This window comes from Melaminivora jejuensis (assembly GCF_017811175.1).
In the GTDB taxonomy this organism is placed as follows: domain Bacteria; phylum Pseudomonadota; class Gammaproteobacteria; order Burkholderiales; family Burkholderiaceae_C; genus Melaminivora; species Melaminivora jejuensis.
On the sequence record NZ_JACWIJ010000002.1, the window covers coordinates 2,747,455 to 2,774,220 of the forward strand.

The window sequence follows — 26,766 nt, forward strand, 5'->3', positions numbered from 1 at the left end:
TTTTTCATAGCTGTCAGCGCTTGCTAGACAAGGGTTTGAGGCATATTTGACTCAAAACTTGACCATGACGTTGCGCAGTTCGGTATAGAACTCCAACGAATGCACGCCGCCCTCGCGGCCAATGCCCGACTGCTTGGAGCCGCCGAACGGCGTGCGCAAATCGCGCAGGAACCAGGCGTTGATCCAGCACAGGCCGACCTCGATCTGCTGCGCCAGGCGGTTGGCGCGGGCGATGTCCTGGGTGAACACCGCCGTGGCCAGGCCGTAGCGGTTGTTGTTGACCTTGGCCAGCACCTCGTCCTCGCTGTCGAACGGGCTGATGTGGCAGCAGGGGCCGAAGATTTCCTCGGTGATGACGCTGGCGGTCTCGGGCAGGCCCGTCCAGATGGTGGGTTGCACCCAGGAGCCGCCCTTGAGCGCCTCGGGCATGTCGGGCACGCCGCCGCCGGTGACCACGGTGGCGCCCTCCTCGCGCGCCTTGTCGTAGTACGACAGGATCTTGGCCTGGTGCTCGCGGCTGATGGCCGGGCCGATCTTGGTGTCGGCAGCGTAGGGGTCGCCCGGCTTCATGGCCTCGGCGCGCTCCTTGAGCGCGGCCACGACCTTGTCGAAGATGGGGCGCTCGACATAGACGCGCTCTGTCCCTAAGCAGACCTGGCCGGTGTTCTCGAAGCACGAGCGCACCAGGGTGTCGATGGTGACCTGCAGGTCGCAGTCGGCAAAGACCACGGCGGCGTTCTTGCCGCCCATCTCCAGCGACACCGGGCGCACGCCCTCGGCGGCGGCCTTCATGATGGCTTCGCCGGTGCGCGTCTCGCCGGTGAAGGTGATGCCGTTGACATCCGGGTGGCGCGTGAGGAATTCACCTGCCGAATCCGGGCCGAAGCCATGCACCACGTTGTAGACACCCTTGGGCACGCCCACGGCGTTCATGACCTCGCCCAGCAGCGTGGCCGTGGCCGGGGTTTCCTCGGAGGGCTTGACCACCACCGTGTTGCCGCAGGCCAGCGCCGGCCCCACTTTCCAGGTCATGAGCAGCAGCGGCAGGTTCCACGGGCAGACCACGGCGATCACGCCGCGCGGCACGCGCACGCCATACGACAGCGCCGTCTTGCCGTCGGGCGTGCGCATGTTGAAGGCTTCGGTCGAGGCGCTCTTGATGGTGTCGATGAAGATCTGGAAATTGGCCGCGCCGCGCGGGATGTCCAGGTGCGAGGCCAGCGCGTGCGGCTTGCCGGTATCCAGAATCTCGGCCTGCAGGAAGTCGTCGAAGCGCCGGTTGATCTCCAGCGCCAGCGCGTCCAGCAGCTTGCAGCGCTCGACCACGGAAAGACGTCCCCAATCGCCCTTGAGCGCAGCGCGGGCCGCCGCCACCGCCGCATCGACCTCGGCCCGGCCCGCCTCGTGCACGCGGCCAATCACCTGGCCATTGACCGGGTTGATGTTGTCGAAGGTTTTGCCGGCGGAGCTGGGCACGTACACGCCGTTGATGAAGTTGAGGAAGTCTTTCATGGTCTCGTTGCTTTGCTAAAAAAATGTCTGCCTCAGTCGCCGGCCAGGCCCAGCGCGGCCATGGCGGCGCGCGCGCAGTCCTCGTCCTGCTCGGCCGAGCCACCGGACACGCCGATGCCGCCGATCAGCACGCCGCCCTCGCGCAGCGGCAGGCCGCCGCCGAAGACGACGTTGCGCGCGCGCACCGGCATCCCCAGGCGCAGCGCCTCGTCGCCCTTGAGGATGCCGGCCCATTGCGAGGTGGCAAAGCCGAAGCCGGCTGCCGTGTAGGCCTTGTCGATGGCGATGTCCACCGAGTGCAGGAAGGCCCCCGGCATCCGCAAAAAGGCCGCCAGGGTGCCGCCGGAGTCGACCGCCGCCACGTTGATGCGGATGCCCAGCTCCCCGGCGCGCGCCACCGCCGCCAGGACGGCCGCGTTGGCCGCCTCGGCAGAGATCACGCGCTGCTCGACGCTGTGGCTGCTGCTGCCGGCCATCAGGTCACCACGCTCAGGAAGGCTTCGTTGAGCTTGCGGTCGTGGTAGAAGATGCCGGCGCCGACCTCGTCCCACGTCCAGGTGATGGGCTCCATGTCCGGGTAGTGGTCGTAGCCGCCGGCAAAGGTCTCCAGGCGGTTGCCACTGGGGTCGAAGAAGTAGATCGTCGTGCCGTTGGTGATGCCGTGGCGCGTCGGCCCCATGTCGATGGACACGCGGTTCTTGCTCATGATGTCGGCGGCGCGCAGCACCTGCTCCCAGCTGCCGAGTTGGAAGGACACGTGGTGCAGCTTGCCCGGCTCGCCGTGGCGCACCATGGCGATGTCGTGCGCCTTGGCGCTGCAGGTCAGCCACACGCCCAGGTCGGTCTGGCCGTCTTCGAGCTTGACGCGCTCGACCAGCGTGAAGCCCAGCACCTTGCAAAACAGCTCGGTCGCGCCGTCCAGGTCGGTGCCGTACAGCAGCGCGTGATCCATGCGGATGGGGGTGATGCCGGGCTGGTCGATCACGTCCATGTCCGGGTTGACACAGCCCATGGCGCTGCCCACGGCGCTCTTTTCGGCGTACAGCTCGATGGTGTGGCCGGTGGGGATCTGGAAGCGCACGCGCTCGCCGGTCTCCAGCAGGTCGCCGGCGGGGATCCGCTCGGTCGTGACGCCGTGCTCGTTGAGCTTTTTCTCCAGCTCGTCCAGCGTGGCCGCATCCAGCACCTTGTAGCCGAAGAAATCCAGGCCGGCCTGGTCGGCCTGGCGCAGGACGATGCTGTTGTGGTCGCGCTCGGCACGGGTCTTGAAGTAGGCGCGGCCCTGGTCGTCGCGGCCCTGGTACTTCAGGCCCATGACGTCGGTGTACCACTTGACTGATTCCTCGATATCCAGCACACGGATCTGTGCGTGGCCGGGGCGCAAAACTCCTGTCATTGCCATGATGGGTCTCCTTGTCGTTGTCGCTAGGGGGTTGAAATGCTTGGGTGGGTGGGGTCTGCAGCCAGCGGGCGGCAGACGTTCTTCTTCATGGCGCCCAGCACGGCCACGCGCAGGTCGCTGGTGGGCTTGATGCGGCACGAGAGCACGCAGCCCTCGGCCTCCTCCTCGGCGCTGACGTGGGCGCGGCTCATGACGCGCTTGCTGTAGCTGCCCTCCAGCACGCGCACCTTGCACACGCCGCAGCCGCCCTGGCGGCAGCCCACCGGGATGCCGCGCTTGCCCAGCGCTTCCATGCCCTGAAGCACGGAGCGCTCGTCCAGGCAGCGAAAGCTCTCCTGGGTGTCGGTGATGGTGATGGTGTAGTGGCCCATGGCGCCGTGTCCTCGCGTGCGCGCTCAGATCTTGCGAAACAGCGGGCTGCGCACCTGCTGCGCGTCTGCCGCCGAAATGAACTTCTCGGTGTAGATGTCGCGCTCGAACAGCCGGCCCTGCATCAGCGTGGTGATGCAGGCGTCGATCATCAGGGGCGGGCCGCACAGGTAGGCCTTGTGGCCACGGAAGTCGTTGCCGAAATGGGCCTTGGCCGCGTCATGGACGAAGCCGCGCGCGCCGCTCCAGTCGCTGTCCGCAGGCTCGTCCGATAGCGCCGCCACATAGGTGAAGTTGGCGTGCTGCGCGGCCAGCTGCTCGAACTGCTCGTGGTGATACAGCTCGCCCTGGCAGCGCGCGCCGTTGACCAGGGTGATGGGCCGCTGGCAGCCCTGCGCCAGCAAGTCCAGCACCATGGAGCGCGGACTGGACAGGCCCGAGCCACCGGCCAGGAACAGATAGCCCAGGTTGTCCTTTTCATGCCCGCTCTCGCGCACGAAAAAGCGCCCGTACGGGCCGGCCAGCTGCACGCGGTCGCCGGCCTTGAGCTGCTGGTGTACCCAGCCGGTGCCGCGCCCGCCAGGCACGTGGCGGATGTTCAGCTCGATCTCGCCGCCGTCGCTGGGGCAGCTGGCAATCGAGAACGCCCGCGCCGTGCCCTCGCCGGGGATGCTCAGGTTGACGTACTGCCCGGCCTGGAAGGCGATGGGCGAGTCCAGGCGCACCCACACGCCCTTGATGGTCGGCGTCAGGCTCTCGATGCGCGTGACGGTGCCGGGGTAGTCCAGCACCGGCAGGTTGCGCGCATCGGGCTCCTCGTCGATCTCGGCCTCGATGACCACGTCGGATTCCAGCGTCGCGCAGCACGCCAGACACATGCCCTCCTCGCGCTCGTAGTCCATGAGCGCGAAGCCGCTGGCCTCGCCCTGGTCGATCTCGCCGTCGGTGACCTGGATCTTGCAGGTCGCGCACAGGCCGTGGCAGCAGGCGTGCGGCAGGTAGATGCCGGCGCGCAGTGCGGCGTCCAGGATGGTCTGGCCTTCCTCGACTTCGATGGTCTGGCCCAGTGGCTCGATGGTGAGCTGGTGGCTCATGCCTGAATACTCCAATATTGATAGCTGCTTACGCTTGCCCAGCAAGGGCTGGAGCCGAATTCGATGCAAATTTCTGCCCTTCCTCGCCCGGCGGCGGGCGGGAAGGGGTGGGGCTTTCGGAGCGTCGTCAGAAAGCCGAGCCGGACAGGCCGTTCAGGCCGGGCGTGCGAAAGCGCAGCACGCTCTTGTGGCCCAGGCCGTTTTCGGCCACGGTCTTGTCCATGTCGGGCGCAAAGGGCTTGCCCGAGTCGAACCACTGCACTTCGTCCCAGTTGATCTGGGCAAAGTCCGGGTGGGCGCTGTACATGCCGGGCAGCACGTTGGCCACCAGGTCACCGAAGCGGGTGCCGGGCGGCATGGGCACGCAAAACGGCGCGCAGAGCATCTTGTGCGCATCCCAGCCGATGTACAGCAGCGGCGCGGGGAACTTGTCCACCGTGTCCTTGGGCGCGAAGTCATAGGTGCCGAGGGCTTTGACGGCCATGGGGGTCTCTCCTTGTCTGTGCGTTGCTCAGTTGGTCGTCGCCTGCGCGCGCCAGGCCTCGAAGTTCTTCTTGTCCGGCGAGTCGGCGTAGTCCAGGTTGTCGCGGCCGAACTCCATGCGATACCAGCGCAGCACCTCGGCCAGCGGGTTGAAGTCGGGCTTGGTCGGATCGGCGTCCTCGGGGAAGCAGTTGCCCTGGTAGATCTGGTGTACCGGCAGCCAGGCCTGGGAGATCTTCTCCGGCTCCTGGTCGAACACATGCTTGCAGCCGTCCGAGCAGAAGTGGTACTTCATGCCCTGGTATTCGCTCTCGCGGTAGGCGACTTGCGTGGGATCGTCCGGCTCGGTGAAGAACATCGGGATCTGGCAGGTCTGGCACAGCATGGGCAGCGTCTGGTTGTAGAAGCGCCGGCCCTCGCTTTGCTCCTTGGCGTAGTGCGTCCACAGCGGGCGGTAGTACTTGTCGAAGGTGTCGGGGTACTTGCTCGACAGCCACTTCATGTCTTCCTCGCTGGGTGCCCAGGTGTGGAAGGGGGCGGCGGCGCCGTAGTTGTAGAACACGTTCCAGGCCTGGTGCGACAGGTGATCCTTTTCCTTGCAGGCCTGCTCCCAGCCCAGCGGCGGGCGGATGCCGTAGCGCGCCAGGTCGGCAAACAGCGCGCCGCCGTTTTGCTCGCCGTAGATCTCCCAGGCTTCCTTCCAGCTCATGACGCGCTTGGGCAGCATGTAGTCCATCATCATGGCCACCAGCGTCAGCACGCGGTAGCCGCGCCAGAACCACTTGTCGATCCAGCCCTGGATGATGGGCAGGTTGTCCGGATCCTGCTCCAGCATGAACTTGATGACTTCCAGGCCCAGCGTCATGTGGCGCGCCTCGTCGGACTGCGCCGAGAAGCCGAACGCCATCGCGCCCATGTCGCCGTTGTAGGCCGCGCCCGAGATGAAGGGCACGAACAGCAAGTTGGTGAGCACGTATTCGAAGGCGAAGCTGATGGCCACGATGAACTCGAACGGGCCGGCGCTCACGGCGTCGTCGAAGAACGACTTGGGCACGCTCAGGTACCACACGCGGTCATGCTGGTGGCGCCAGTTCTCGAAGCCGTTGTAGTGCTTGTTGTAGTTGGACAGCGCGTGCAGCTGCGTCTGGCAGTGGCGGATCTCGTCGAGCGACTGCATCTGGCAGGCCACCTTGGGGCCGGCGCCGGGGAACTGGCGGCCAATGTGGGCAAAGCCCCGGTGCGCCATGTACTCCAGCGGCGACACACCCGTCAGGAACAGCTTGAGCGTGTTGATGTAGCGCGCGTCCGTGACGCTCAGGTGGCCGTTGTTCTGCGTGAAGGCGTCGATGATGGCGTAGAGCTTGCGCTCCTTTTCTGCCTGGTACTTCCAGTAGGAATCCATCGTCATGCGGAACGGATCCTCGAACTTGTTCCAGTCGTGGATCTTGATGCCTTCGTACTCGATGTAAGGAAAGACATCGCGCACGGCCTGGTAGGTGGGCGTCCAGTCCAGGTCGCGCGTCATCAGGTTGTAGCGCTCCTTGAGGCCCAGCTTCTTGGTGACTTTCATGTCCATGGGGTCGGTCTCCTGTTCGTCCTGTGGGGTGCTGCGGCGGGCCTTCAGTGGCTCCAGCTCAGGGTGAATTCGTCTTCGGTCTCGTCGATGTTGCCGGTCAGGGTGATGAGGTTGATGTGCATCTCCTGCAGGTCGAACTCGCGGCCCATTTCTTCCTCGATGGTGCTTTTGCGCACCACCAGGCGGCCCGGGGCGTCGATCTTGACCATGGCCGGCTGGTCGTTGGCCACGGCATGGGGGTTGTCGGCGAGGATGGCGGCGACGATGGCGCGCGTCTCCTCGTTCTTCTGGAAGGCAATGAATACGTTGGACATGGCTGCGTGTCTCCTGGTGTGGGCGCGGCTCAGACGGCCAGGCCGGCTTTCTTCATGCGTGCGTCGAGCTGCGCCTGCACGCGCTCCAGCGCCGTTTCAGCGCCCTCGCCCAGGGCCAGCTGCGCCACCGGCAGCAGCGCTTCGTGGGCGCGGCCACGCCAGCGGGCGTACCAGCCCGACAGCAGCAGCTGGTTGTCCTCGCTCTCGGCGGCAGCCACCTTGATGACGGCATCGACCCACTTGCAGGCGTCCTGGAACCACTCGGCCTGGAAGCGCGTGAGCATGGACACCGTGGGGCCGGCGCGCTCGCGCAGCGCCACGTCCACCTCGCGGTACGCCAGGCCGAACAGCAGGCCGTCCAGCGCCACGTTCTGCGCCACGAACAGCTCGAACCAGTCCTTGACCACCCAGGTGTCTTCGACCAGGCGGCGCAGCGGCTGCCACACGGGTGCCTCCAGCCAGGCGTGCTTGCCGGCCTCCAGGTCGCCGGGCGTGCCCAGCAGCAGGCCCAGGCGCGTCAGGTACTGGGCGATGCCCAGCTGATCCATGCCGGCGTACAGGCAGGTCTGGGTGATGGCCGTGCCGTAGCCGTAGGCGCACTGGTAGGCGCCATTCATGTTGGCGCCCCAGGCGACGTGGCGCAGCGGCACATAGAAGTCCAGCGCCGTGCGGCGTGCGGCATCGTCGTAGCCGCTGGCCAGATCGCGCGTCTCCACGAAGTCGAAGTCGGCTTCGGCAGTCTCCTGCATCCGGGCGCGCGCCAGGGCGTAGGCGCCGTAGTAGAGCTGGCGCGGATCCTTCAGCGCGTACCAGTCGCGCATCTGCACGGCCGTGCGCCCGGTGTCGAACAGCTCGTGCTCGCTGTCCCAGGTCGGGCGGTAGTGGAAGTTGGCATCCGGCTGCACGTCCATGGTGCCTTCCAGATAGCGCGAAGCCGGCTTGTCGCCCTGGCGGGCGGCGATGTTGGCGTAGGTCTGGCGCAGCGGCGTGATGCTGACGGTGCGCAGGTCGATCTGCATGGGGCTTGTCTCCTGGGGTTGTCGGTGAAGGGGAAGGCCAGTGCGCCGCGCACAGGCTGGCCGGACTCGGTCAGGCCTCAGTCGGGGGCGCGAAAGTGCTGCTCGCGCGCATCGCGCAGGCTCCAGTCCCACTCGCCCTGGGCGCTGCCATCGGCGGCGGCGGGCAGCGCGCCGTGGGTCGGCTGCACACCCTGCGTGCGGCAGAAGTCCTCGAACTCGGCACGCGGCAGGATCATCTCGGCGAACATGCCGGGCTCGCCCACGGCGAACTCGAACTCCACCATGCCGTTGGCGTGCTCATGCACGATGCGGATGAAGCGGCGCTGGACATCCCAGCGCTCGTCGTCGGGAGAGGGGACGGGTGTGCGGGTCATGCCCAGGGTCTTGCACAAGCCGTGCCGGCTTTGGCCCAATTCGGAAAATTCTCGATAATTTCCGGGTAAACCCCTAACCGCCTTGCCACATCACTGGCCTCAGCCTTGTCAGCCAGCACCGGTTTCCACATTTTCTTGCAGTGCAACATGATGTTTTGCAGTACATCAAACGCAGGAAAGTGATGATTTGATCAAATCCTGTGCCAAGACGCTTGCCGCACACAAAATGTTTTATCGATAATCAATCATGTCCATGCTGCCTGCCCTGCCCGCTGATGCCGACCTGCGCCGCCAGGTGCAGTTCTCCTCGACCGATGGCCGCATCTGGTTGGCCGGCCAGCGCATGGTGCTGATGCACGCGGCCTCGCTGGGCATACTGCGCCGCGAGCTGATCCAGACCCTGGGGCACGCCGGCGCGCGGCGCATGTTGCTGCGCGTGGGCTATGCCTCAGGCGAGCGCGACGCGGCCCTGGCGCACCATTTGCGCGCCGGCGCGGACGACTTCGCGCGCTTTGCCGTCGGCCCGCAGCTGCACATGCTGGAGGGCGCGGTGCAGGTCACGCCCGAGCTGCTGGAGCTCGATGCCGTCAGCGGCCACTTTCACGGCATCTTCCGCTGGGATCACTCCTGGGAGGTGGAGACGCACCTGCGCGACTTCGGCGCCCAGCGCGATCCGGTGTGTTGGACGCTGCTGGGCTACGCCTCGGGCTATACCAGCGCCTTCATGGGCCGGCAGATCTTCTACAAGGAAGTCGCCTGCCACGCCTGCGGCGCGGCGCACTGCCGCATAGAGGGCCGGCCCGTAGGCGACTGGCCCGACGGCGCGCAACTGGCCACCGACTACGCGCCGGGCGCCGTCAGCGCCCCACCCGGGCGCGAGGAGGCCGGGGCCGACGGCGCAGCGCCCCACATTTCGGCCCCGGCCCCCGCCGAAGACCAGCCGGCCACCAGCGCCGACGCCCTGGGCCAGCTGATTGGCCGCTCGGCCGCCTTCACGGTGGCCACGCAGCTACTGCGCAAGGCCGCCGGCACGCAGGTCACGGTGCTGCTGGGCGGCGAGACCGGCGTGGGCAAGGAACGCTTCGCCCGCGCCCTGCACGCCCTGAGCCCGCGCGCAGCCAAGCCCTTCGTCGCCGTCAACTGCGCCGCCCTGCCCGGCGAGCTGATCGAGTCCGAGCTGTTCGGCACGGAAAAAGGCGCCTACACCGGCGCCGACGCGGCCCGCCCCGGGCGTTTCGAGCGCGCGCACGGCGGCACGCTGTTCCTGGACGAGCTGGGCGAGCTGTCGCTGCCGGCGCAGGCCAAGCTGCTGCGCGTGCTGCAGGAGGGCGAGGTCGAGCGCCTGGGTGCCACGCACACGCGCCAGGTCGATGTGCGCCTGGTCGGCGCCACGCACGTGGACTTGGCCGAGGCGGTGCGCGCCGGGCGCTTCCGCCAGGACTTGTACTACCGGCTGAACGTCTATCCCATCCGCATCCCGCCGCTGCGCGAGCGGCTCGAAGACATCGAGCCTTTTGCCCGGCACCTGCTGGAGCGCTTTGCCCGGCTGCACGACAAGCACGTCGCCGGCTTCACCGACCGCGCCCTGGACGCGCTGCGCCAGCACGGCTGGCCGGGCAACGTGCGCGAGATGGAAAACCTGATCGAGCGCGGCGTGATCCTGGCCGACATCGGCCAGCCGCTGGATCTGGGCCAGCTCTTTCCCGAGCAGGCCGCCGGCGTCGGCGCCGCGCCCACGCACACGCTGCAAGCCTCGGGCCGGCTGCGCGCCGAGCAGCCGCCGGCACTGGGCGCGGCGCTGGTCGGGCAACTGCTGGCCCAGCCGCTGGACTTGCAGCGCCTGGAAACCCAGCTCATCGAAGAAGCGGTGGCGCGCAGCCAGGGCAACCTGGCCGCCGCCGCGCGGCTGCTGGGCCTGACGCGGCCCCAGCTGAGCTACCGCCTGAACAAGATCCGCAGCGATTGACGCATCGACCCGCACCGCACTGAAAGACCCCCGCACATGGCCAAGCGCAGCATCCTCAACGATCCGGGCGGGCGGGCCGAGGCCGCCGCCGGCAGTCCCACCACCTCGCGCACGCTGATCGAGCGCGCCTACGAGCACCTGCGCGGCGACATCATCGAAGGCCGGCTGGCGCCGGGCGAGAAGCTGCGCGTGGAGCACCTCAAGGAGCGCTACGGCGTGAGCGCCGGCACGCTGCGCGAGGCCATCACCCGGCTGGCCAGCGACGCGCTGGTCAGCGCCCAGGGCCAGCGCGGCTTTCGCGTGGCGCCGATCGCGCTGGAGGAGCTGGAAGACCTGACGCGGCTGCGCGTGCAGCTGGAGACCGAAGCATTGCGCCAATCCATGCGCAACGGCGGCCCAGACTGGCGCACCGCCGTGGACGAGGCCTTCGAGGCACTGTCGGCCGAGGAACCCATCCAGCCCGAGCGCCGGCCTCTGTGGGAGGCGCTGAACCTGCGCTTTCACGAGGCGCTGCTGTCGGGCCACGACTCGCAATGGACGCTGCGCGTGCTGCGCCTGCTGTCGCGCCACAGCGAGCGCTACCGCTCGTATGCCATGGCGCTGCCGGGCAGCCGGCGCGACGTACACGCCGAGCACGAGGAGATCACCCGCTACGCCCTGGCCGGCCAGGAGGCGCGCGCCGCGCTGGCGCTGGAGGCGCACATCCGCGCCACGCCCGACCTGCTGATCCAGGCGCTGCGCGAGGGACGGGTGGTGCTGCCGCAGCACGCGGCGGAGGCCGGAGGGTAGGGGCGTTGTGCATCTGGCGTTGCGCGGGCTGTTCACGCACAACCTCAGCGCCGGCGCGCCTGCTCGTACAGCCCCTCGACGCGCGGCACGTTGCTTTGCAGCTCGCGGATGCGCTCCGGGCCGCTGGGGTGGGTGGACAGGAAGGCGATGCCGCCCTGGCCCGTGGCCTCGCCCATCTTGCGCCACAGGCTGACGGCGGCCTGCGGGTCGTAGCCGGCGCGCGCCGCCAGCTCCAGGCCAACCAGATCGGCCTCGGTCTCGTCGGAGCGGCTGAACTTCAGCGTCAGCAGCTGCGTGCCCAGGTTGGCCGCCATGTTGCCCAGATCGCCCAGGCCCAGCAGCTGCGCGCCCAGCGACAGGCCGATGCCCGTGGCCTGCGTCTTGGCGATGCGCGCGCGGGCGTGCTCGCGCAGGGCGTGCGCCATCTCGTGGCCCATGACCATGGCGATCTCGTCATCCGTCAGGCGCAGTTGATCCAGGATGCCGGTGTAGAAGGCGATCTTGCCGCCGGGCATACAGAAGGCGTTGATCTGCTGGCTGCCGATCAAGTTGACCTCCCAGCGCCAGTCGCGTGCGCGCGGGTTCCACTGCACGGCAAAGGGGATCAGCCGCGTGGCGATGGCGCGCAGCTTGACCAGTTGCGGATGGCCATCGGGGCCAGGGCGCGCTTGGCGCGGGCCTGCTCCAGCATCTGCTGGTATTGCTGCGTGGCCGAGCTCTCCAGCGTCTCGGCGGGCACCAGGCTGCGCATCCGCGAGGCGCCGCCGACATCGACCTGGGCCGCCGCCGGCAGCGCCGCGCCAGCGCCAGCGACGGCAGCGGCCAGCACGAAGGCCCGGCGTGCGCTCCAGACGCGGCAGCAGTCGCAGACAGGAGCGGCAGAGACCGCAGAGGCAGCAGGAGCGGCGGGCGGGCGGGAGGAATTCGGGCGGTGCATGGTGGGCGCAAGTCTATGTCTGCAGCAGCCCGGCGCTGCAGGACGAGGCCGGCTGGCGCTGCCGGCAATGGGCGTTTTCAAACATTTTGATAGCTGCCGGCGCTTGCCAGTATTGGCTTTGGAGCTGATTTGACTGTATTTTCAAGAAATCATGCGCCCAGGCGGCAGCTACGGGCCGGCAACCGCCTGAAAAACCGTCCAGAAACGCCAAAACATCACTGGAATAATCATGAAATCAGGCTCAAACCCTTGCCTGGAAAGCGCTGACAGCTATCAAAAAATGTTCCCTGAAACCGCTTTCAGGCCTGCCTTTGCCCACGCAGCTCGGCCACGATGACCAGCAGCAGCCCGGCCAGCACCGCTGCCAGGCCGCCGAAAGCCAGGGCGCCGGGGCGCTCGCCGACGATGGCAATGGCCAGCGCGAAGGCGGTAACCGGCTCGGCCAATGCCAGCGTCACCGCCGTGGCGCCGCTGATGCGCCGCAGCGCCGTGCTGAACAGCAGGTAGGCCAGGCCCGTGGCCACCAGCCCCAGGTAAATGACCACGGCCCAGGTGCCAGGCTGCGGCGCCGGCACGCCGCCCAGCATCAGCGCCAGCGGCAGCGCCAGCACGGCGGCCCCGCCAAAGGCTGCCAGGTTGGCCCGCGCCGCGCCAACCTGCGCGACCAGCTGCTGGTTGACCAGGGCATAGCCGGCATAGGACAGGCCGGCCAGCAGGCACAAGGCGATGCCTGCCACCGATACGCCGGCAGCGCCGCCGCCCTGCCCGTCCAGCACCAGGGCCGCGCCGCCGGCCACGCCCAGCAGCGTGCCCAGCCACCACAGCGCCGGCGGCAGGCGACGCAGCAGCGCAGTCTGCAGCACCCCGGCCCAGATCGGCCCGCTGCCGATGGCCAGCGCCGTGCCCAGGGCGACGCCGGCGGCCTTGACGCCGGCAAAAAAGCTCAGGTTGTAGGCCGCCACGCAAATGGCCGCCAGCAGCGCTGCGCCGCGTGGCAAGGGTGCGGGGCCGGCGTCCTGGCGCCGTGCCAGCCGGGCCAGCAGGGCGAAGAAGACGCTGGCCACGGCCAGGCGCAGCGCGCCGATCCAGTAGGGCGAGAGCTGATCGGGCGCCAGGCTTTGCGCCGTGCCGGTCGTGCCCCACAGCATGGCGGCCAGCAGCACCAGCGCAATGCCGGGCAGGGAGGATGCGGTCATGGGCGGCGATCATGCCAGCGGCACACCCCCTGCAAGCAGCCTGCAGGCGCCGGGGGCTGCGGATAATGACCCGCCCGCCCCGCACCTTGCCTGTCCTCCAGCCACGCTGCCAGCCCCATGCCCGCCCCTTTGCCAGCCCCCGCGCCCGCCACCCCCACCCGCCGCTCCTGGCGCCAGGCGCTGCGCGTCTATCTGGAGCCGGCCAGCCTACGGATGCTGGCGCTGGGTTTTTCTGCCGGGCTGCCGCTGCTGCTGGTGCTGGGCACGCTGTCGTTCTGGCTGCGCGAGGCCGGGGTGGATCGCACCACCATCGGCTACCTGTCCTGGGTCGGGCTGGCCTACGCCTTCAAGTGGGTCTGGTCGCCGCTGGTCGATCGGATGCCGCTGCCACTGCTCACGCGCTGGCTGGGCCGGCGGCGCAGCTGGCTGCTGCTGGCGCAGGCGCTGGTGATGGCCGGCCTGGCCGGCATGGCCTGGCAAGACCCGCGCGCCGATCTGGCGGCGCTGGTGTGGTGCGCGCTGGCCGTGGCCTTCGGCTCGGCCACGCAGGACATCGCACTGGACGCCTTTCGCATCGAGTCCGCCGACGCCGACCGCCAGGCCGCGCTGGCCGCCACCTACCAGACCGGCTACCGCCTGGCCATGATCTGGGCCGGTGCCGGCGTGCTGTGGCTGGCCGCGCGTGCCGAGGCCGGCGGCATCGCCGGCTACCAGCCGCTGGCCTGGCGCACGGCCTATCTGGCCATGGCCGCGTCCATGCTGGTGGGCGTGTTCACGGTGCTGCTGTCGCCCGAGCCGGAGCCGCGCCCGCTGCCTGCGGCACGCAGCGCTGCCGAGTGGCTGCGCGGCGCGCTGGTCGCGCCGTTTGCCGACTTCATCCGCCGCTACCGCTGGCAGGCGGCGCTGGTGCTGGCCTTGATTGCCGTCTATCGCATCGCCGACGTGGTCATGGGCATCATGGCCAACCCCTTTTATGTGGACATGGGTTTTTCCAAGGACGAAGTGGCTGCGGTGACCAAGGTCTATGGCGTGGCCATGACGCTGGCCGGCGCCTTCGTCGGCGGCGCCATGGCGATGCGCTGGGGCGTGATGCGCGTGCTGATGCTGGGAGCAGTGCTATCAGCGGCCAGCAACCTGCTGTTTGCCTGGCTGGCCACGCGCGGGCACGACGTGGCCGGGCTGGTCTTCGTGGTGTCGGCGGACAACCTGGCCGGCGGCATCGCCTCGGCGGCCTTCATCGCCTATTTGTCGGGCCTGACCAATGTGCAGTACTCGGCCACGCAGTACGCGCTGTTCAGCTCCATGATGCTGCTGCTGCCCAAATGGCTGGCGGGCTTTTCCGGCGCCTTCGTCGATGCCCACGGCTACGCCACATTTTTTGTCGGCACGGCGCTGCTGGGCGCGCCGGTGCTGCTGCTGGTGGCGCTGGCCGCCAGGGTAAAAACCACAGAAACCGCCGCAAACCCTTGATGGGCAAGCGCTAGCAGCTATCAAAAAAGCATTTCATCTTTACCGCTGCTTTACCCGCAGGACAAACCTGTGCCACAGCCCGCACCCAGGATACGTGCCATGAGTTCCCAGCTGCTGATGATCGAAGACGACGCGCGCCTGGCGCACATGGTCAGCGACTACCTGGCCCAATCGGGCCTGCAAGTGCTGCACCGTGGCGATGGCGAGGGCGGCCTGGAGCTGCTGCAAAACCCCGCCGGCGCGCCACTGCCCGAGTTGGTCATCCTCGACCTGATGCTGCCTGGCATGGACGGCCTGGAGGTCTGCCGGCGCATCCGCGCGCTGCCGGGCAGCGCGGCGCGCCTGCCCATCCTGATGCTCACCGCCAAGGGCGACGCCATGGATCGCGTCATCGGCCTGGAAATCGGCGCCGACGACTACCTGCCCAAGCCCTTCGAGCCGCGCGAGTTGCTGGCGCGCATCCGGGCGCTCCTGCGCCGGCGCGAGGCCGGCAGCCAGCCCGCGGCCAACGTGCTGCGCTTTGGCAGCCTGGAGATCGACCGCGACGCGCGCACCGTGAGCGTGGCCGGACAGCCGGCGGAGCTGACCTCCTACCAGTTCGACCTGCTGGTGACCATGGCCGAGCGCGCCGGGCGCGTGCTCACGCGCGAACAGATCATGGAGGCCGTGCGCGGGCGCGAGCTGGAGGCGTTCGACCGCTCCATCGACGTCCACATGGGCCGCATCCGCGCCGCCATCGAGGCCGACCCCAAAACGCCCCGGCGCATCCTCACGGTGCGCGGCGTAGGCTATGTCTTTGCGCGCCAGCAGGACTGACGGCGCCGGTCGAAGGAGTGCGGCCATGGCCCTGATGAGCCCCACCAGCCCCCTGGCGCGGCGCCTGTACCTGCGCATCTGGCTGGCTGTGGCCGCCAGCCTGGCGGTGTTCGCGCTGATCGTCGGCTACGCCTGGCGCGTGGCTGCCGAGCACAACGCCCAGCGCCTGGAGGCCCAGCCCGGGCGCGAGCTGCAATTGCTGGCGCCCGATGGCCGCGTGCTGCTGCAGGGCCTGTCCACACGCGTCACGGGCGAGCCGGAAGCCGGCCTGCAACTGCGCATCGAGGCCGAGGACGGCCAGTCCTACCGCCTGCGCCTGGCGCCGCGCGAGCGAGCGCCAGGCCACGAGCGCCGCGGCGCAGCCTTCTGGCTGCGCCCGCCCTATGGCTTCGCCTGGACGCTGGCGCTGGCCGGACTGGCCGTGAGCGTGGCCCTGTTCCCCATCATCCGGCGCCTGCTGCAGCGCCTGGAGCAGCTCGAACGCAGCGTGCAGCGCTTTGGCGAGGGCGACCTGTCGGCGCGCGTACACGAACAGGGACACGACGAGGTGGCACGCCTGGCGCAGCGCTTCAACGCCTCGGCAGCGCGCATTGAGGCGCTGGTGGCATCGCACAAGTCGCTGCTGGCCAATGCCTCGCACGAGCTGCGCTCGCCGCTGACGCGCATCCGCATGGGCCTGGAGCTGCTGCACGGCAGCACCGACCTGGGCGCCGCGCGCGCCGAGATCGAGCGCAACATCGCCGAGCTCGATCAGCTGGTCGATGAAATCCTGCTGGCCAGCCGGCTGGACGCCGGCGCCTTTGCCGGCGACAGCTTCGAGAGCGTCGATCTGCTGGGCCTGGCCGCCGAGGAGTGCGCCCGCGTCGATGCCGAACTGAGTGCCGGCAGTGCCGGCAGCAGCGGGAGCGACGACGGCGCGCAGGACATGGACGGCGCAGGCGGCCCGCTGGAAGTCCACGGCGACGCCCGGCTGCTGCGCCGCGCCCTGCGCAACCTGCTGGAGAACGCGCGCCGCTACAGCCAGGGCGAGGTCACGCTGCACATCGCGCGGGTCGCGGACACGCATGGCCCTGGCAGCGCTGACGGCGCCGGCAACGCTGCTGGCGACGTCGGCCCGACACCCGGGCGGCTACCGCAGCGCCCGCCGCTGGCGCGGTCTGCGTGCTGCAGGTCTGCGACCACGGCCCTGGCGTGCCGCCGGCGCAGCGCGAGCGCATCTTCGAGCCGTTTTACCGCCTACCCGGCGCCAGCGAGCGCGCCGGCGGCGTCGGCCTGGGGCTGGCGCTGGTGCGCTCCATCGCCCAGCGCCACGGCGGCAGCGTGCAATGCACGGCACGCCCGGACGGGCAGACGGGCGCATGCTTCGTGCTGCGCCTGCCGGTGCAGGCCGGGCCGGCGCCTGCCTTTGCCCCGGGCGCCCCGGGCGACCCGGCCAGCGCTGGCGGCATGGGCGCTGCGGCATCATCGCGGGCATGACCCGCCCAGCCAAACCCACCTGCGCCCTTCCCTGCACCACCACCCCTGCACCCATCCCAGGTGCCCCACTCGCCGCAGCACCGGCACCAGCCACGGCCCCCGTCATCGGCACGCTAGCCAGCGTGCTGACCGGCAAGGCCCGGCCCTATACCCGCCCCGGCAGCCTGAGCGCCATCGCCAAGCAGCCGCGCAGCGGGCCGGTAGCTACTCACGTGCAGGGCCTGGAGGGCGACGAGCAGGGCGATCTGCGCGTCCACGGCGGCCCGCTCAAGGCCGTGCATTGCTACGCCTGGGAGCAATACGCCCCCTGGCGCGCCGAGCTGGCCGGATACCCGCAGGCGCTGGCCCTGCTGGAGCAGCCGGGCGCCTTTGGCGAGAACTTCAGCCTACAGGGCATTGCCGAGGCCAGCGTCTGCCTGGGCGACCAGTGGCAAGTGGGCAGCGCCGTCTTTGAAGTCAGCCAGGGCCGCCAGCCGTGCTGGAAGCTGAGCGATCGTTTTGCCGTGCCCGGCATGGCGCTGCGCGTGCAGACCAGTCTGCGCACCGGCTGGTATCTGCGCGTGCTGCAAGGCGGCCAGGTGCAGGCGGGCGACGCCGTGCGCCTGCTGTCGCGGCCCCACCCGGACTGGCCGCTGGCGCGCATCATGCAGACCATCGCCACGGGCGAGTGCGCGCCGCCGCTCATGCGCCAGCTGCTGACCCTGCCGCTGCCGCCCAACTGGGAGCGGCTGTTTGCGCGCCGGCTGGACAGCGGCCAGGTCGAGGACTGGCGCTCGCGCCTCGATGGGGTGAAGCCGGGCTGAGGCCTGCGTCCCCTTGGGTGCAGGCCGGTTTTTTGAGGCAGTCAGGCGCTGCGGCATGATGCCGCCCGGAGGAGGAAAACCCATGCTGATGACCCGCTGCGCCAAGGCCGTCATGGTGGCCTGCCTGGCCTTGTTTGCCGCCCTGGTGGCCTTCAACAACCTGGTGGACTACCGCGCCAACCTTGCCTTCGTCCAGCACGTGCTGGCCATGGATGACATCTTCGACGGCAGCCGGCACCTGATCCGCTGGCGGGCGATTCAAAGCCCGCTGCTGTGGCACACGCTGTATGGATTGATCATCGCCGGCGAGATCGCCACGGCGCTCCTTCTGGGCCGGGGCGCCTGGGCCTTGTGGCAGGCGCGGCACGCATCGGCGGCGCAATTCGCCCGCGCCAAGCACTGGGCCATGGCGGGCGTGCTGGCGGGCTTCGTGCTGTGGTTCCTGGGCTTCATGGTCATCGGCGGCGAGTGGTTTTTGATGTGGCAGTCACCGACCTGGAATGGGCAGGCGGGGGCGTTTCGGTTCTATATGACGCTGCTGGGGGTGGGGATTTTTGTGAATCAGGGGGATGGGGAGGTGGCTCCCGTGGCCTGAGCCCGAGCCTGCTGCGTAGGGTGAGGGCGGGAGCTGATGCGGTGCGCTTCCAGGCATCCTGCGGCAAACCCAAAGGCGGCAGGTATTCGATGACGAGTGACAGTCCGATCCAGCCTGATCGGCAGTGACTCCTCTTGCGTCCAGCTTGACACCACCCCGGAAATAAATACCATGCATTTATGGTTACTTTCGAGTGGGATCCTCAAAAAGCGGCTGCGAATTTGAAAAAGCACCAAGTGTCTTTTGATGAGGCCCAGTCTGTCTTTTTCGATGAATATGCGGTCTAGTTTTTTGATGAAGAACATTCCGCGGAGGAAGAGCGATTCCTAATGCTGGGGTACAGCTCAGAGGCTCGACTGTTGATTTTCTGTCACTGCGAGCGTGATTACGGAAATGTCATTCGCATTATTTCCGCTCGCAAGGCAACCAAGCGTGAGAGCGCGTTTTATCAAGGTGATTGACATGAAATCCGAGTACGATCTTTCCAAGATGCGGTCGCGCAAGAATCCTTATGCATCGATGTTGAAAAAGCCGGTGACCATGCGCCTTTCTGGGGATGTCGTGGATTATTTCAAAAATATGGCGGAGGAAGCAGGCGTCCCTTACCAAAGCCTCATTAATTTATACCTGCGTGACTGCATTGCCCAGAACCGCAAGGTGCAAATAAATTGGCCAAGTTCATAGATAAATGTCTCATCCTATCGTCGGCGGCCTCTCAGCCGGCAGCCGGCGACCGCCACCGCACCGCCGCCCCCACATAAATCCCTGCCCCAGCACCAACGCCCCCGCCGCCACACTTAGCGCCCGGCTGAAGCCCGCAGCCTCGCCCCCCGCCGCCACTAGCGCCGCCGCCACTGGCGGCCCGGCGATCTGCCCCAGGCCGTACATGGCGGTGACCAGGCTGGCAAAGCTGTCCGCCGACGCCGGCCACAGGCGGCGCGCCTCCTGCAGGCCAAAGAAGGTGATGGCGGTGAACGGCAGGCCCAGCAGCACGCTGCCCAGCGCAAAGCCCGCTGGCGTCGGCCACCACAGGCCGGCGGCGATGCCCAGGGCCTGCAGCACGTAGCAGCCCACCAGCAGCCAACGCCGATCCCAGGCGGCGCTGGCGCGTGAGCTCAGCGCCGCGCCCACGGCCACGGCCACGCCAAAGATGGGCCAGAACAGATCGGGCCAGGCCGAGCCGGCAGGCAGCGCGCCGCGCGCGATCACCGGCAGAAAAGTCGCCGTGATGATGTAGCCCAGGCCCGCCAGGCCATAGGCCAGCGCGTGCAGCGCCCGCGCCAGGGCGCTGGCCGGCGGCGGCGCCGGCGCGTGCGCCGCAGCGCCGGGTGCGGCAGCCCGCCCAGGCTCGGCGGCGCGGCCCTGCAGCACCGGCCAGACCAGCACGCACAGCAGCAGCGCCAGCACGCCGAACGCCGCCCAGCCGCTGGCCGCACGCCAGTGCAGAGCCACCATGGCGCTGGTCATGAAGCCGGTCAGCGCAATGCCCACGCCCGGCCCGCAAAAGATCAGCGCGCCCAGCGCCGGCTGCCCCAGCACGGTGAGGCGCACCATGCACCACGACGCCACGTTCAGCAGCACGAAGGCGCTGGCCACGCCGGCGGCAAAGCGCAGGGCGGGCCATGTATCGGCCAGGGGCAGCGCCATGGCCAGCGTCAGCACCACGGTGGCCACCAGCCCGACGCGCGCCAGCCGCGCCGGGTGCCAGCGCGCATACCACGCCGCCGCCACCCAGGGCAGGGCCATGCAGGCCAGCGCGCCCAGCAGATAGCCGATGTAGTTGACAGTGGCCAGCCAGCTGCCGCCGGCCAGGTTGACCACACCATCGGCCAGCATCATGGGCAGCAGCGGCGTGAAGGCAAAGCGCCCCACGCCCATGGCGACGGCCAGCGACAGCAGCCCGGCCAGCACCACGGCGCGGGGCTGGTCGCGCAGGGCGGACGGGGTATCCACGTTTGCACTATACATATTGTTTTAAGATGGATTTTTTCCGAATCATCCCATAAAAGGATTGCTTGCCCATGGACTTGGTGGCGCTGGAGATCTTTCTGACCGTGGCGCGCGAGGGCAGCGTGACCCGCGCCGCCGAGCGGCTGGCGCGCGCCCAGTCCAACGTGACCACGCGGGTACAGCAACTCGAAGAATCGCTGGGCTGCCCGCTGTTCGTGCGCGAGGGCCGGGGCATGGCGCTGACGCCGGCTGGCCAGCGCCTGGTGCCGCACGCCGAGCGCCTGCTGGCCCTGGCCGAGCAGGCGCGCCAGGAGGTCTGCGCCGACACGCCCAGCGGCTGCTTGCGCCTGGGCGCCATGGAGAGCACCGCCGCCGCCCGCCTGCCCGGCCCGCTGGCGCAACTACACGAGCGCTGGCCGCAGTTGCGCCTGGAGCTGCGCACCGGCTCCTCGCGCCCGCTCACGGACGAGGTGCTGACGCACCGGCTGGATTGCGCCCTGGTGGCCTGGCCGCCGCCGGGCCTGGAGGACGGGGCCGAACTGCCGCTGCAGCGCACTCCCGTCTTCACCGAGCGCCTGCTGCTGGCCCTGCCGGCCAGCCATCCGCCGCTGGCCCGGCCCGCCGATCTGCAGCTCGACACCCTGGCCGCCTTTGCCCACGGCTGCAGCTACCGGCGCATCGGCGAGGACTGGATGCGCGCCGCCCTGGGCCGTGCGCCGCGCGTGCTGGAGCTGGCCTCCTACGCCACCATCCTGGCCTGCGTGGCGTCGGGGCGCTGCGCCGGCGTGCTGCCGGCCTCGGTGCTGGAGCTGCTGCGCGCACCGCCGCCGCTGACCTGGCTGGAGTTGGGCGAATGCCCCACGGTGCTGGTGCAGCGCACGGGCTATGCGACGCCGGCGCTGGCGGCGCTGCTGCAGGCGCTGCGCGGAGAGCTGACGCCCGCGTCTGCTGTGGCCCCTGCGACTGCCCGCGCTGCGGCGCCGGACTGACGGCCTGCCGCACCCCCGCACCTGTCAGCTGAACCGATTTTTTCATCCCGGACTGGAGAACCCGTCATGGCCACCGCTCCCGCTACCCTCGCCGCCCCCGCCACCCGCACCGACCTGCTCGACCGCCTGCAGCTTGCTCTGCCCATCATCCAGGGCCCCATGACCGGATCGGACACGCCGGCGCTGGCCGCCGCCGTGTCCGCCGCCGGTGGCCTGGGCATGTTGGGCTGCGGGATGCGTGCGCCCGCCGCCATGGCCGAGGCCGCCGCTGCCGTGCGCGCCGCCACCGATCGGCCCTTTGGCATGAACCTGTTCGTGCTGGCCACGCCCTCACCCGAGCCGGCCCTGGTGCAGGCCGCCATCGAGCGGCTCACCCCGCTGTATGCTGATCTGGGCCTGCCCGCACCCACCGTGCCCACACGCTGGTGCGAGGATTTCGACGCGCAGCTCGACGCCCTGATCGCGGCGCGCCCGGCGGTGGCCAGCTTCACCTTCGGCATCCTGACGCGCGCGCAGGTGCAGCGCATCCAGCACGAGGCGGGTAGCCTGGTCATCGGTACCGCCACCACCGTGGCCGAGGCGCTGGCCTGGCAGGACGTGGGGGCGGACGCCGTATGCGCCTCGGGCATGGAGGCCGGCGGGCACCGGGGCAGTTTTCTGGATCTGTCCTCCAGCAGCCAGATCGGCACGCTGGCGCTGGTGCCGGCGTGTGTCGATGCGCTGGCCATCCCGGTCATTGCCGCCGGCGGCGTCATGGACGGGCGCGGCATCGCGGCGGCGCTGGCCCTGGGCGCGCAGGCGGTGCAGATGGGCACGGCCTTCCTGGCCTGCCCGGAGTCGGCCATCGGGGCGGCGCAGCGCGCGGCCATGGCCCAGGCCAGGGGCAGCGACACGCGCATCACCCGCGCCTACTCGGGCCGGCCGGCGCGCGGCATCGTCAACGCCCTGATGCAGCGGCTGGACGCCTGCGAGGCCGAGCTGCCGCCCTACCCCATCCAGAACGCCCTGACCGGGCCGCTGCGCCGGGCGGCGGCGCAGCAGGGCCGGGCCGACTATCTGTCGCTGTGGGCCGGCCAGGGCGTGGCGCTGGCGCGGGCGCTGCCGGCAGGGGAGCTGGTTCGGGTGCTGGCGCGGGAGTTGGCGCAGGTGCTGCCCGGCGAGGCGGCGCGCGGGTGATGCGAGGCCATGCACGAGGGCACTGCAGGAAATTATTTTTTTGATAGCTGCCAGCGCTTGTCCCATAAGGCTTTGCGGTCGATTTGACTCATGAAATGACCACAAAACAAGCCTGAAACAGGCCTGAAAGACCCCGGGCGCCCCGCCATCAGCGCCGCCAGGGCAGCTCGCGCGCCGGGCCCTGGATGACGGGCGGCTGGGCGTTGATCAGCTCGCCCGCCAGCACGCGCTCGTACATCTGCAGGTAGCCGCTGGCCATGCGCTGCACGCCGAAGTTCTCCAGCGCGTGGGCGTGGCAGGCGCGGGGGTCGAAGGCGTTGGCGCGCACGGCCTCGGCCAAGGCGCTGGCGCTGTCGGCCAGCACGCCGCAGTGCGCCGGCACCAGCTCGGGCAGCGCGCCGTAGGGCGTGGCAAAGACCGGGCAGCCGAAGTACAGGCTCTCGATGACGGCCAGGCCGAAGGGCTCGTGCCAGCGCACCGGAAAGATCAGCCCGCGCGAGGCGCCCAGCAGGCCGGTTTTTTGCTGCCCGCCGACCATGCCGTGGAAGTGGATGCGCCGCGAGAAGGTGTAGCGAAAGCCGCGCTTCCAGTTCAGCCGGTCGCCGCCCAGCACGTCCAGCTCGACACCGGCGCGCAGCGCTACGCGGATGGCGCCGCGCACGTTCTTGACGCCCCAGGCGGCCTTGCCCAGGAAGTGGTAGTGCTGGCGCGCGCGCTCGAAGTCCACCGGGCCGTAGCTGGCCCAGTCCAGGCCGTTGTGGACGTATTCGCGCGAGCCATAGCGCGCCGCGTGGTCGTGCGACAGAAAGACCGTGTTGCGCGGCAGGGGCTTGGGCTTGCGTGCGTTGCCGTGCTCGGTGACCAGATAGGGCCGCGCCAGCTCGCAGCGCGGGTTGAACTGGAAGTGGGCGATGTCCACGTCCGCCGGGATCTGGCCCTCCCAGGGTGCGTCGGGGCGGATCGGCAGCACGGCGGCGAAGTCGCAGCGCGAGCCTTCGGGCACTAGGTAGCTGACGCGGTGGCCACGGCGCACCAGTTCGCGGCCCAAGTCCCAGATGACGCGCTCGGTGCCGCCGTAGGCATAGACCGGGATCGGCGAGTTGTTGATCAGCAGGACGTGCATGGCGGTGGTGCCTTCGGTGCAGCGGGTGCAGCCGGAGCCGGTGCGGCAGGGGCCAGCGGGGCCGCCCGGCTGGCCAGGCGGGCGTGCAGCGCAGCCAGCACCAGCGGGCACATGAACAGGTAGAACAGGTTGCCGCTGTTGTGCGCCAGAAAGACTTGGGTCAGGCCGAAGGCGGCATACGACAGCGGCAGCATGGAGCCGATCAGGCACAGCGTCAGCGCCGCGCGGTCGAGCTGGCCCCGGGCATCGTGGATGCGCGCGCGCGTCGGCCACAGCAGGGCCAGCGGCACGCCATAGAACAGCCCCAGCAGCGCCACGCCCAGCGCGCCATGCTTGGCCCACAGATCCAGCGCCTCGTTGTGCGCATGGCCAAAGACCAGCACCACGGGCGGCGCCTCGCCGGCTGCCACGCGCCGGGCTTTTTCGGCTTCGTAGCCCTGCTTACCCCAGCCGGCCAGGGGCTTGTCCAGGCCCATCTGCCAGGCCAGGCGCCAATGCGCCAGGCGGTGGCCGACCGAGCTGTCGCCAGCGCCGCTGTCCAGGTAGCCCTGCACTTCCTGCTGCGCCAGCTCGACGCGCTCCTGCAACAGCGGCACCTGCGTCAGCAGGGCGCCCGCCGCCAGCAGGGCGCCCAGGCCCAGGCCCAGGCGGCGGCCGCGCTGGCCGGTCGCATGGGCCAGCAAGGTGGCGGCAAGCGGCGCCAGCAGCGCCAGCGCCAGCCAGCCGCCGCGTGCCTGCGACAGCACAGAGGCCAGCAGGCCCAGCAAGGCACCGGCCAGCAGCACCAGGCACTGCCAGCGCCGCAGGCCGCGCCCGAGCACGGCCAGCGCCAGCGCGCCCTGCAGCGCCAGCAGCGCCGCCAGGTCGCCGTACTGGATGGCGTTGGTGAAGCCGCTGGCGCGCGGCAGGCCCTGCACCAGCGTCTGGTACAGGCCCACGCCGCCGGCGCCGATACCGCCAGCGGCAATGCCCGCCACCAGCCACGGCAGGCGTGGCGGCCAGCGCATCAGGAAGAACACGCACGGCAAGGCCAGCAGGTACTTGGAAGGCCTGTCCAGGCTGCCCCAGCCCGGGCCAGCGGCCTCGTCGGCAAGCCACAGTAGCGCCATGGCGGCAAACAGCGCCACCAGGGCCCAGCCCGGGCGCGGCAGCGGCTGGCGCAGCCAGTGCGGGCTGCTGGCCAGCGCCGCCAGCAGCAGCAGCACCGCGCCATAGGAGTAGCCCGAGGGCAGAGCCAGCGACAGGCCCGGCACCATGAAGGCGCCCAGGCAGGCCCAGCGCTGCCACAGCGGCATGACCGCCTGCGCGCCTGCCCCAGCGCCAGAAGCCGGATACCGCGCCATCAGCGGATCACCCGTTCGGTCAGGCTGTCCCTGTCGTAGTGCAGCGCCGCGTAGCGGAAAAAGCCCTCCAGCGCGACGAACAGGCAGTACAGAAAGCCCGCCCCGCCGCACAGAAAGCCCAGCTGCAGCACATACAGCCGCACGAACATGGAGGTGCCCGAGGCCAGGCCGCGCAGCACCCCGCCGCGCTTGCCGCGCTCGCTCCTCTTGGCGGCGCCCAGCATCACGTACTGGGTCAGCTTTTGCAGGCTGCCGCGCACGGTGTTGCGCGAGTAGTGCAGCAGCCGCGCGCGCATGTGCCGGCGCGGCGGCGGCGTGCCGTCCGCCAGAGGCAGCAGCTCGGCCTGCTCATGCACGGCGCCGGAAAAGCGGCTGACCAGCCGGCGCACGAACAGCCGCTCGATGCGCGTCTGCGCGCGAAACCAGCGCAACTCGCTGCCAAAAGCCACCATGCGCCAGCGGATCGTCCACACGCCCTGGGCGCCTGATTGCACGATGGCACGCAGCTCCTGGGCAAAGGCCGGCGTCATGACCTCGTCGGCATCGAGAAAGAAGATGTAGTCGCCGCGCGCGTGCTGCAGCAGGCGGTTGCGCTGCACGGCAAAGCCCTGCCAGTCGGGGTGGCTGTGGACTTCGGCACCCAGGCGGCGCGCGATGGCCACGGTGTCATCGTCGCTGCCGCTGTCCACCACCAGCAGCTGATCGGCAAAGGCGGCGCTGGCCAGGCACTCGCCGATGCGCTGTGCCTCGTTATAGGTCAGCACGGCCACGGTCAGCGTGGGCGGCGCTGCTGCGCCCCCTGCAGCCTGCTCCATGACCTGCCTTTCTGTGTCTCAGTGCCCGCCAGCGACCACTTCACCGGCCTTGAGCCGATAGACCGTGCCGCAGTACGGGCACTTGGTCTCGCCGGCGTGGCCCAGCTCCAGATAGATGCGCGGATGGGTGTTCCACAGCTTCATGTCGGCCTGGGGGTTGGGGCAATGCACGCCATTGCCGCGTAGCAGATCGCGCGCCAGCAGTTCGACGACAGTTTCTTGGCTCATGGCATTCAGACCTTGGTCAGCCAGTGGGCGTATTTCGGGTTGCGGCCGTTCACGATATCGAAGAAGGCGGCCTGCACCTTTTCCGTGATCGGGCCGCGCTGGCCGGCCCCGATCTGCACCCGGTCGAGTTCGCGGATCGGCGTGACCTCGGCAGCCGTGCCGGTGAAAAACGCCTCGTCGGCGATGTAGACCTCATCGCGCGTGATGCGCTTTTGCACGATCTCCAGGCCCAGATCCTCGGCAATGTGAAACACCGTATTGCGCGTGATGCCGTTGAGCGCGCCAGCCGACAGGTCGGGCGTGTAGATGCGCCCGTCCTTGACGACGAAGATGTTCTCGCCCGCGCCCTCGGAGACAAAGCCCGAGGCGTCCAGCAAGAGCGCCTCGTCGTAGCCGTCGTCCAGCGCTTCCATGTTGGCCAGGATGGAGTTGCTGTAGTTGGACACTGCCTTGGCCTGCGTCATGGTGATGTTGACGTGGTGGCGCGTGTAGCTGCTGGTCTTGACGCGGATGCCGCGCTTCATGCCCTCTTCGCCCAGGTAGGCGCCCCAGGCCCAGGCGGCCACCATGACGTGGATGCGGTTGCCCTTGGGCGAGACGCCGAGCTTTTCCGAGCCGATCCACACCAGCGGACGCAAATAGCACGACTGCAGGTTGTTGGCGCGCACCACGGCCTTTTGCGCCTCGTTGACCTCGTCCTTGGAGAACGGCATCTGCATACGCAGGATCTTGGCGCTGTTGAACAGCCGGTCGGTGTGCTCTTGCAGGCGGAAGATGGCCGTGCCATCGACGGTGTCGTAGGCGCGCACGCCCTCGAAGGCGCCGCAGCCGTAGTGCAGCGTGTGGGTCAGCACATGGATCTTGGCATCGCGCCAGTCCACCAACTGGCCATCCATCCAGATCTTGCCGTCACGGTCGGCCAGCGAAGGAACAACAGGGCTCATGGGAATC

26 protein-coding genes and 3 pseudogenes are annotated in these 26,766 nt (G+C 69.1%); 11 read left to right on the forward strand and 18 right to left on the reverse strand.

The features are described 5' to 3' along the window. Positions 1-51 precede the first annotated feature (51 nt). The 10 genes from IDM45_RS12980 to IDM45_RS13025 form a co-directional block, all read right to left on the reverse strand. Positions 52-1,512: a 2-hydroxymuconic semialdehyde dehydrogenase gene (locus tag IDM45_RS12980; protein WP_209423219.1), complete on the reverse strand. Its 1,461-nt coding sequence runs from the start codon at positions 1,510-1,512 to the stop codon at positions 52-54. A gap of 32 nt (positions 1,513-1,544) precedes the next feature. After that, positions 1,545-1,988, reverse strand: a complete 444-nt coding sequence (locus IDM45_RS12985; protein ID WP_209423220.1) for a GlcG/HbpS family heme-binding protein — start codon at positions 1,986-1,988, stop codon at positions 1,545-1,547. Beyond that, on the reverse strand, positions 1,988-2,914 hold the full coding sequence (locus tag IDM45_RS12990) for a catechol 2,3-dioxygenase (RefSeq protein ID WP_209423221.1): 927 nt from the start codon (positions 2,912-2,914) through the stop codon (positions 1,988-1,990). Before IDM45_RS12990 ends, IDM45_RS12985 begins: the two co-directional genes overlap by 1 nt. A gap of 23 nt (positions 2,915-2,937) precedes the next feature. Then, on the reverse strand, positions 2,938-3,285 hold the full coding sequence (locus IDM45_RS12995; RefSeq protein WP_209423222.1) for a 2Fe-2S iron-sulfur cluster binding domain-containing protein: 348 nt from the start codon (positions 3,283-3,285) through the stop codon (positions 2,938-2,940). 24 nt (positions 3,286-3,309) lie between these two features. Continuing rightward, on the reverse strand, positions 3,310-4,377 hold the full coding sequence (locus IDM45_RS13000; RefSeq protein ID WP_209423223.1) for an NADH:ubiquinone reductase (Na(+)-transporting) subunit F: 1,068 nt from the start codon (positions 4,375-4,377) through the stop codon (positions 3,310-3,312). Positions 4,378-4,504: 127 nt separating this feature from the next. Then, the gene (locus IDM45_RS13005) at positions 4,505-4,861 is read right to left on the reverse strand and encodes a phenol hydroxylase subunit P4 (RefSeq protein ID WP_106683622.1); all 357 of its coding nucleotides are present in this window, start codon (positions 4,859-4,861) and stop codon (positions 4,505-4,507) included. 27 nt (positions 4,862-4,888) lie between these two features. After that, positions 4,889-6,436 (reverse strand): aromatic/alkene/methane monooxygenase hydroxylase/oxygenase subunit alpha, encoded by a 1,548-nt coding sequence (locus IDM45_RS13010; RefSeq protein WP_209423224.1) that lies wholly within the window; start codon positions 6,434-6,436, stop codon positions 4,889-4,891. Positions 6,437-6,480: 44 nt separating this feature from the next. Next, positions 6,481-6,750 (reverse strand): MmoB/DmpM family protein, encoded by a 270-nt coding sequence (locus IDM45_RS13015; protein ID WP_106683624.1) that lies wholly within the window; start codon positions 6,748-6,750, stop codon positions 6,481-6,483. A 29-nt stretch (positions 6,751-6,779) separates the two neighbouring features. Further along, positions 6,780-7,769, reverse strand: a complete 990-nt coding sequence (locus IDM45_RS13020; protein ID WP_209423225.1) for a ferritin family protein — start codon at positions 7,767-7,769, stop codon at positions 6,780-6,782. Between the two features lie 77 nt (positions 7,770-7,846). Then, entirely contained in the window at positions 7,847-8,143 is a 297-nt protein-coding gene (locus tag IDM45_RS13025) for a phenol hydroxylase subunit (RefSeq protein ID WP_209423226.1), read from the reverse strand. A 247-nt stretch (positions 8,144-8,390) separates the two neighbouring features. Here IDM45_RS13025 and IDM45_RS13030 point away from each other — a divergent pair, with 247 nt between their 5' ends. Next, complete coding sequence (locus IDM45_RS13030) at positions 8,391-10,109, forward strand: sigma-54-dependent Fis family transcriptional regulator (RefSeq protein WP_209423227.1); 1,719 nt, start codon at positions 8,391-8,393, stop codon at positions 10,107-10,109. A gap of 36 nt (positions 10,110-10,145) precedes the next feature. Continuing rightward, a complete protein-coding gene (locus tag IDM45_RS13035; RefSeq protein WP_209423228.1) occupies positions 10,146-10,898 on the forward strand; it encodes a GntR family transcriptional regulator in 753 nt (250 codons plus the stop codon). A gap of 44 nt (positions 10,899-10,942) precedes the next feature. On the opposite strand, the pseudogene IDM45_RS13040 reads toward IDM45_RS13035, so the two are convergent. Both IDM45_RS13040 and IDM45_RS13045 read right to left on the reverse strand, forming a co-directional pair. Then, a pseudogene (locus IDM45_RS13040) lies at positions 10,943-11,835 on the reverse strand (M48 family metallopeptidase). 299 nt (positions 11,836-12,134) lie between these two features. Then, positions 12,135-13,031, reverse strand: coding sequence for a DMT family transporter (locus IDM45_RS13045; protein ID WP_209423229.1), 897 nt, complete (start codon positions 13,029-13,031; stop codon positions 12,135-12,137). Between the two features lie 117 nt (positions 13,032-13,148). Between IDM45_RS13045 and IDM45_RS13050 the strand changes: the two genes are divergently transcribed. The 7 genes and pseudogenes from IDM45_RS13050 to IDM45_RS13080 all read left to right on the forward strand — a co-directional run bounded on the left by IDM45_RS13050 (position 13,149) and on the right by IDM45_RS13080 (position 18,875). Continuing rightward, the gene (locus tag IDM45_RS13050; protein ID WP_209423230.1) at positions 13,149-14,501 is read left to right on the forward strand and encodes an AmpG family muropeptide MFS transporter; all 1,353 of its coding nucleotides are present in this window, start codon (positions 13,149-13,151) and stop codon (positions 14,499-14,501) included. A gap of 99 nt (positions 14,502-14,600) precedes the next feature. Then, positions 14,601-15,317, forward strand: coding sequence for a response regulator transcription factor (locus tag IDM45_RS13055; protein ID WP_209423231.1), 717 nt, complete (start codon positions 14,601-14,603; stop codon positions 15,315-15,317). 34 nt (positions 15,318-15,351) lie between these two features. Further along, positions 15,352-16,700 (forward strand): annotated as a pseudogene (locus IDM45_RS13060) (ATP-binding protein); the annotation flags it as partial. A gap of 89 nt (positions 16,701-16,789) precedes the next feature. Continuing rightward, positions 16,790-17,596 (forward strand): MOSC domain-containing protein, encoded by an 807-nt coding sequence (locus tag IDM45_RS13065; protein ID WP_209423232.1) that lies wholly within the window; start codon positions 16,790-16,792, stop codon positions 17,594-17,596. Positions 17,597-17,678: 82 nt separating this feature from the next. Then, positions 17,679-18,191, forward strand: a complete 513-nt coding sequence (locus IDM45_RS13070; protein WP_209423233.1) for a DUF2165 family protein — start codon at positions 17,679-17,681, stop codon at positions 18,189-18,191. 179 nt (positions 18,192-18,370) lie between these two features. Then, positions 18,371-18,652: pseudogene (locus tag IDM45_RS13075) on the forward strand (BrnT family toxin). A 1-nt stretch (position 18,653) separates the two neighbouring features. Continuing rightward, positions 18,654-18,875 (forward strand): BrnA antitoxin family protein, encoded by a 222-nt coding sequence (locus tag IDM45_RS13080; protein WP_209423234.1) that lies wholly within the window; start codon positions 18,654-18,656, stop codon positions 18,873-18,875. A gap of 9 nt (positions 18,876-18,884) precedes the next feature. On the opposite strand, the gene IDM45_RS13085 is transcribed toward IDM45_RS13080, so the two are convergent. Continuing rightward, positions 18,885-20,144 carry a YbfB/YjiJ family MFS transporter gene (locus IDM45_RS13085; RefSeq protein WP_325168977.1) on the reverse strand — a complete coding sequence of 420 codons (1,260 nt, stop codon included), beginning with the start codon at positions 20,142-20,144 and terminating at the stop codon, positions 18,885-18,887. A 68-nt stretch (positions 20,145-20,212) separates the two neighbouring features. On the opposite strand from IDM45_RS13085, the gene IDM45_RS13090 reads away from it, so the two are divergent. Next, positions 20,213-21,130: a LysR family transcriptional regulator gene (locus IDM45_RS13090; RefSeq protein ID WP_209423237.1), complete on the forward strand. Its 918-nt coding sequence runs from the start codon at positions 20,213-20,215 to the stop codon at positions 21,128-21,130. 66 nt (positions 21,131-21,196) lie between these two features. Further along, complete coding sequence (locus IDM45_RS13095; protein WP_209423239.1) at positions 21,197-22,306, forward strand: NAD(P)H-dependent flavin oxidoreductase; 1,110 nt, start codon at positions 21,197-21,199, stop codon at positions 22,304-22,306. A 148-nt stretch (positions 22,307-22,454) separates the two neighbouring features. On the opposite strand, the gene IDM45_RS13100 is transcribed toward IDM45_RS13095, so the two are convergent. From IDM45_RS13100 to IDM45_RS13120, 5 genes are read right to left on the reverse strand one after another with little or no spacing between them, the layout of a single operon-like run. Beyond that, on the reverse strand, positions 22,455-23,429 hold the full coding sequence (locus IDM45_RS13100) for a glycosyltransferase (RefSeq protein WP_209423241.1): 975 nt from the start codon (positions 23,427-23,429) through the stop codon (positions 22,455-22,457). After that, positions 23,414-24,724, reverse strand: a complete 1,311-nt coding sequence (locus tag IDM45_RS13105; protein ID WP_209423243.1) for an O-antigen ligase family protein — start codon at positions 24,722-24,724, stop codon at positions 23,414-23,416. Before IDM45_RS13105 ends, IDM45_RS13100 begins: the two co-directional genes overlap by 16 nt. A gap of 47 nt (positions 24,725-24,771) precedes the next feature. Further along, complete coding sequence (locus tag IDM45_RS13110) at positions 24,772-25,587, reverse strand: glycosyltransferase family 2 protein (RefSeq protein WP_209423245.1); 816 nt, start codon at positions 25,585-25,587, stop codon at positions 24,772-24,774. Between the two features lie 18 nt (positions 25,588-25,605). Then, positions 25,606-25,815, reverse strand: a complete 210-nt coding sequence (locus tag IDM45_RS13115; protein WP_209423247.1) for a zinc-finger domain-containing protein — start codon at positions 25,813-25,815, stop codon at positions 25,606-25,608. A gap of 5 nt (positions 25,816-25,820) precedes the next feature. Next, positions 25,821-26,759, reverse strand: coding sequence for a branched-chain amino acid transaminase (locus IDM45_RS13120; protein WP_209423249.1), 939 nt, complete (start codon positions 26,757-26,759; stop codon positions 25,821-25,823). Between the last annotated feature and the right edge of the window lie 7 nt (positions 26,760-26,766).

Excerpts from the sequence above, each read along its gene's own strand:
- IDM45_RS13095 (WP_209423239.1), top strand. The coding sequence starts at position 21,197 with ATGGCCACCGCTCCCGCTACCCTCGCCGCCCCCGCCACCCGCACCGAC.
- IDM45_RS13070 (WP_209423233.1), top strand. The coding sequence starts at position 17,679 with ATGCTGATGACCCGCTGCGCCAAGGCCGTCATGGTGGCCTGCCTGGCC.
- IDM45_RS13050 (WP_209423230.1), top strand. The coding sequence starts at position 13,149 with ATGCCCGCCCCTTTGCCAGCCCCCGCGCCCGCCACCCCCACCCGCCGC.
- IDM45_RS13030 (WP_209423227.1), top strand. The coding sequence starts at position 8,391 with ATGTCCATGCTGCCTGCCCTGCCCGCTGATGCCGACCTGCGCCGCCAG.
- IDM45_RS13025 (WP_209423226.1), bottom strand. The coding sequence starts at position 8,143 with ATGACCCGCACACCCGTCCCCTCTCCCGACGACGAGCGCTGGGATGTC.
- IDM45_RS12980 (WP_209423219.1), bottom strand. The coding sequence starts at position 1,512 with ATGAAAGACTTCCTCAACTTCATCAACGGCGTGTACGTGCCCAGCTCC.
- IDM45_RS13005 (WP_106683622.1), bottom strand. The coding sequence starts at position 4,861 with ATGGCCGTCAAAGCCCTCGGCACCTATGACTTCGCGCCCAAGGACACG.
- IDM45_RS13080 (WP_209423234.1), top strand. The coding sequence starts at position 18,654 with ATGAAATCCGAGTACGATCTTTCCAAGATGCGGTCGCGCAAGAATCCT.
- IDM45_RS13105 (WP_209423243.1), bottom strand. The coding sequence starts at position 24,724 with ATGCCGCTGTGGCAGCGCTGGGCCTGCCTGGGCGCCTTCATGGTGCCG.
- IDM45_RS13035 (WP_209423228.1), top strand. The coding sequence starts at position 10,146 with ATGGCCAAGCGCAGCATCCTCAACGATCCGGGCGGGCGGGCCGAGGCC.
- IDM45_RS13065 (WP_209423232.1), top strand. The coding sequence starts at position 16,790 with ATGACCCGCCCAGCCAAACCCACCTGCGCCCTTCCCTGCACCACCACC.
- IDM45_RS13115 (WP_209423247.1), bottom strand. The coding sequence starts at position 25,815 with ATGAGCCAAGAAACTGTCGTCGAACTGCTGGCGCGCGATCTGCTACGC.
- IDM45_RS13120 (WP_209423249.1), bottom strand. The coding sequence starts at position 26,759 with ATGAGCCCTGTTGTTCCTTCGCTGGCCGACCGTGACGGCAAGATCTGG.
- IDM45_RS12985 (WP_209423220.1), bottom strand. The coding sequence starts at position 1,988 with ATGGCCGGCAGCAGCAGCCACAGCGTCGAGCAGCGCGTGATCTCTGCC.
- IDM45_RS12990 (WP_209423221.1), bottom strand. The coding sequence starts at position 2,914 with ATGGCAATGACAGGAGTTTTGCGCCCCGGCCACGCACAGATCCGTGTG.
- IDM45_RS13045 (WP_209423229.1), bottom strand. The coding sequence starts at position 13,031 with ATGACCGCATCCTCCCTGCCCGGCATTGCGCTGGTGCTGCTGGCCGCC.
- IDM45_RS12995 (WP_209423222.1), bottom strand. The coding sequence starts at position 3,285 with ATGGGCCACTACACCATCACCATCACCGACACCCAGGAGAGCTTTCGC.
- IDM45_RS13000 (WP_209423223.1), bottom strand. The coding sequence starts at position 4,377 with ATGAGCCACCAGCTCACCATCGAGCCACTGGGCCAGACCATCGAAGTC.
- IDM45_RS13055 (WP_209423231.1), top strand. The coding sequence starts at position 14,601 with ATGAGTTCCCAGCTGCTGATGATCGAAGACGACGCGCGCCTGGCGCAC.
- IDM45_RS13110 (WP_209423245.1), bottom strand. The coding sequence starts at position 25,587 with ATGGAGCAGGCTGCAGGGGGCGCAGCAGCGCCGCCCACGCTGACCGTG.
- IDM45_RS13015 (WP_106683624.1), bottom strand. The coding sequence starts at position 6,750 with ATGTCCAACGTATTCATTGCCTTCCAGAAGAACGAGGAGACGCGCGCC.
- IDM45_RS13100 (WP_209423241.1), bottom strand. The coding sequence starts at position 23,429 with ATGCACGTCCTGCTGATCAACAACTCGCCGATCCCGGTCTATGCCTAC.
- IDM45_RS13090 (WP_209423237.1), top strand. The coding sequence starts at position 20,213 with ATGGACTTGGTGGCGCTGGAGATCTTTCTGACCGTGGCGCGCGAGGGC.
- IDM45_RS13010 (WP_209423224.1), bottom strand. The coding sequence starts at position 6,436 with ATGGACATGAAAGTCACCAAGAAGCTGGGCCTCAAGGAGCGCTACAAC.
- IDM45_RS13020 (WP_209423225.1), bottom strand. The coding sequence starts at position 7,769 with ATGCAGATCGACCTGCGCACCGTCAGCATCACGCCGCTGCGCCAGACC.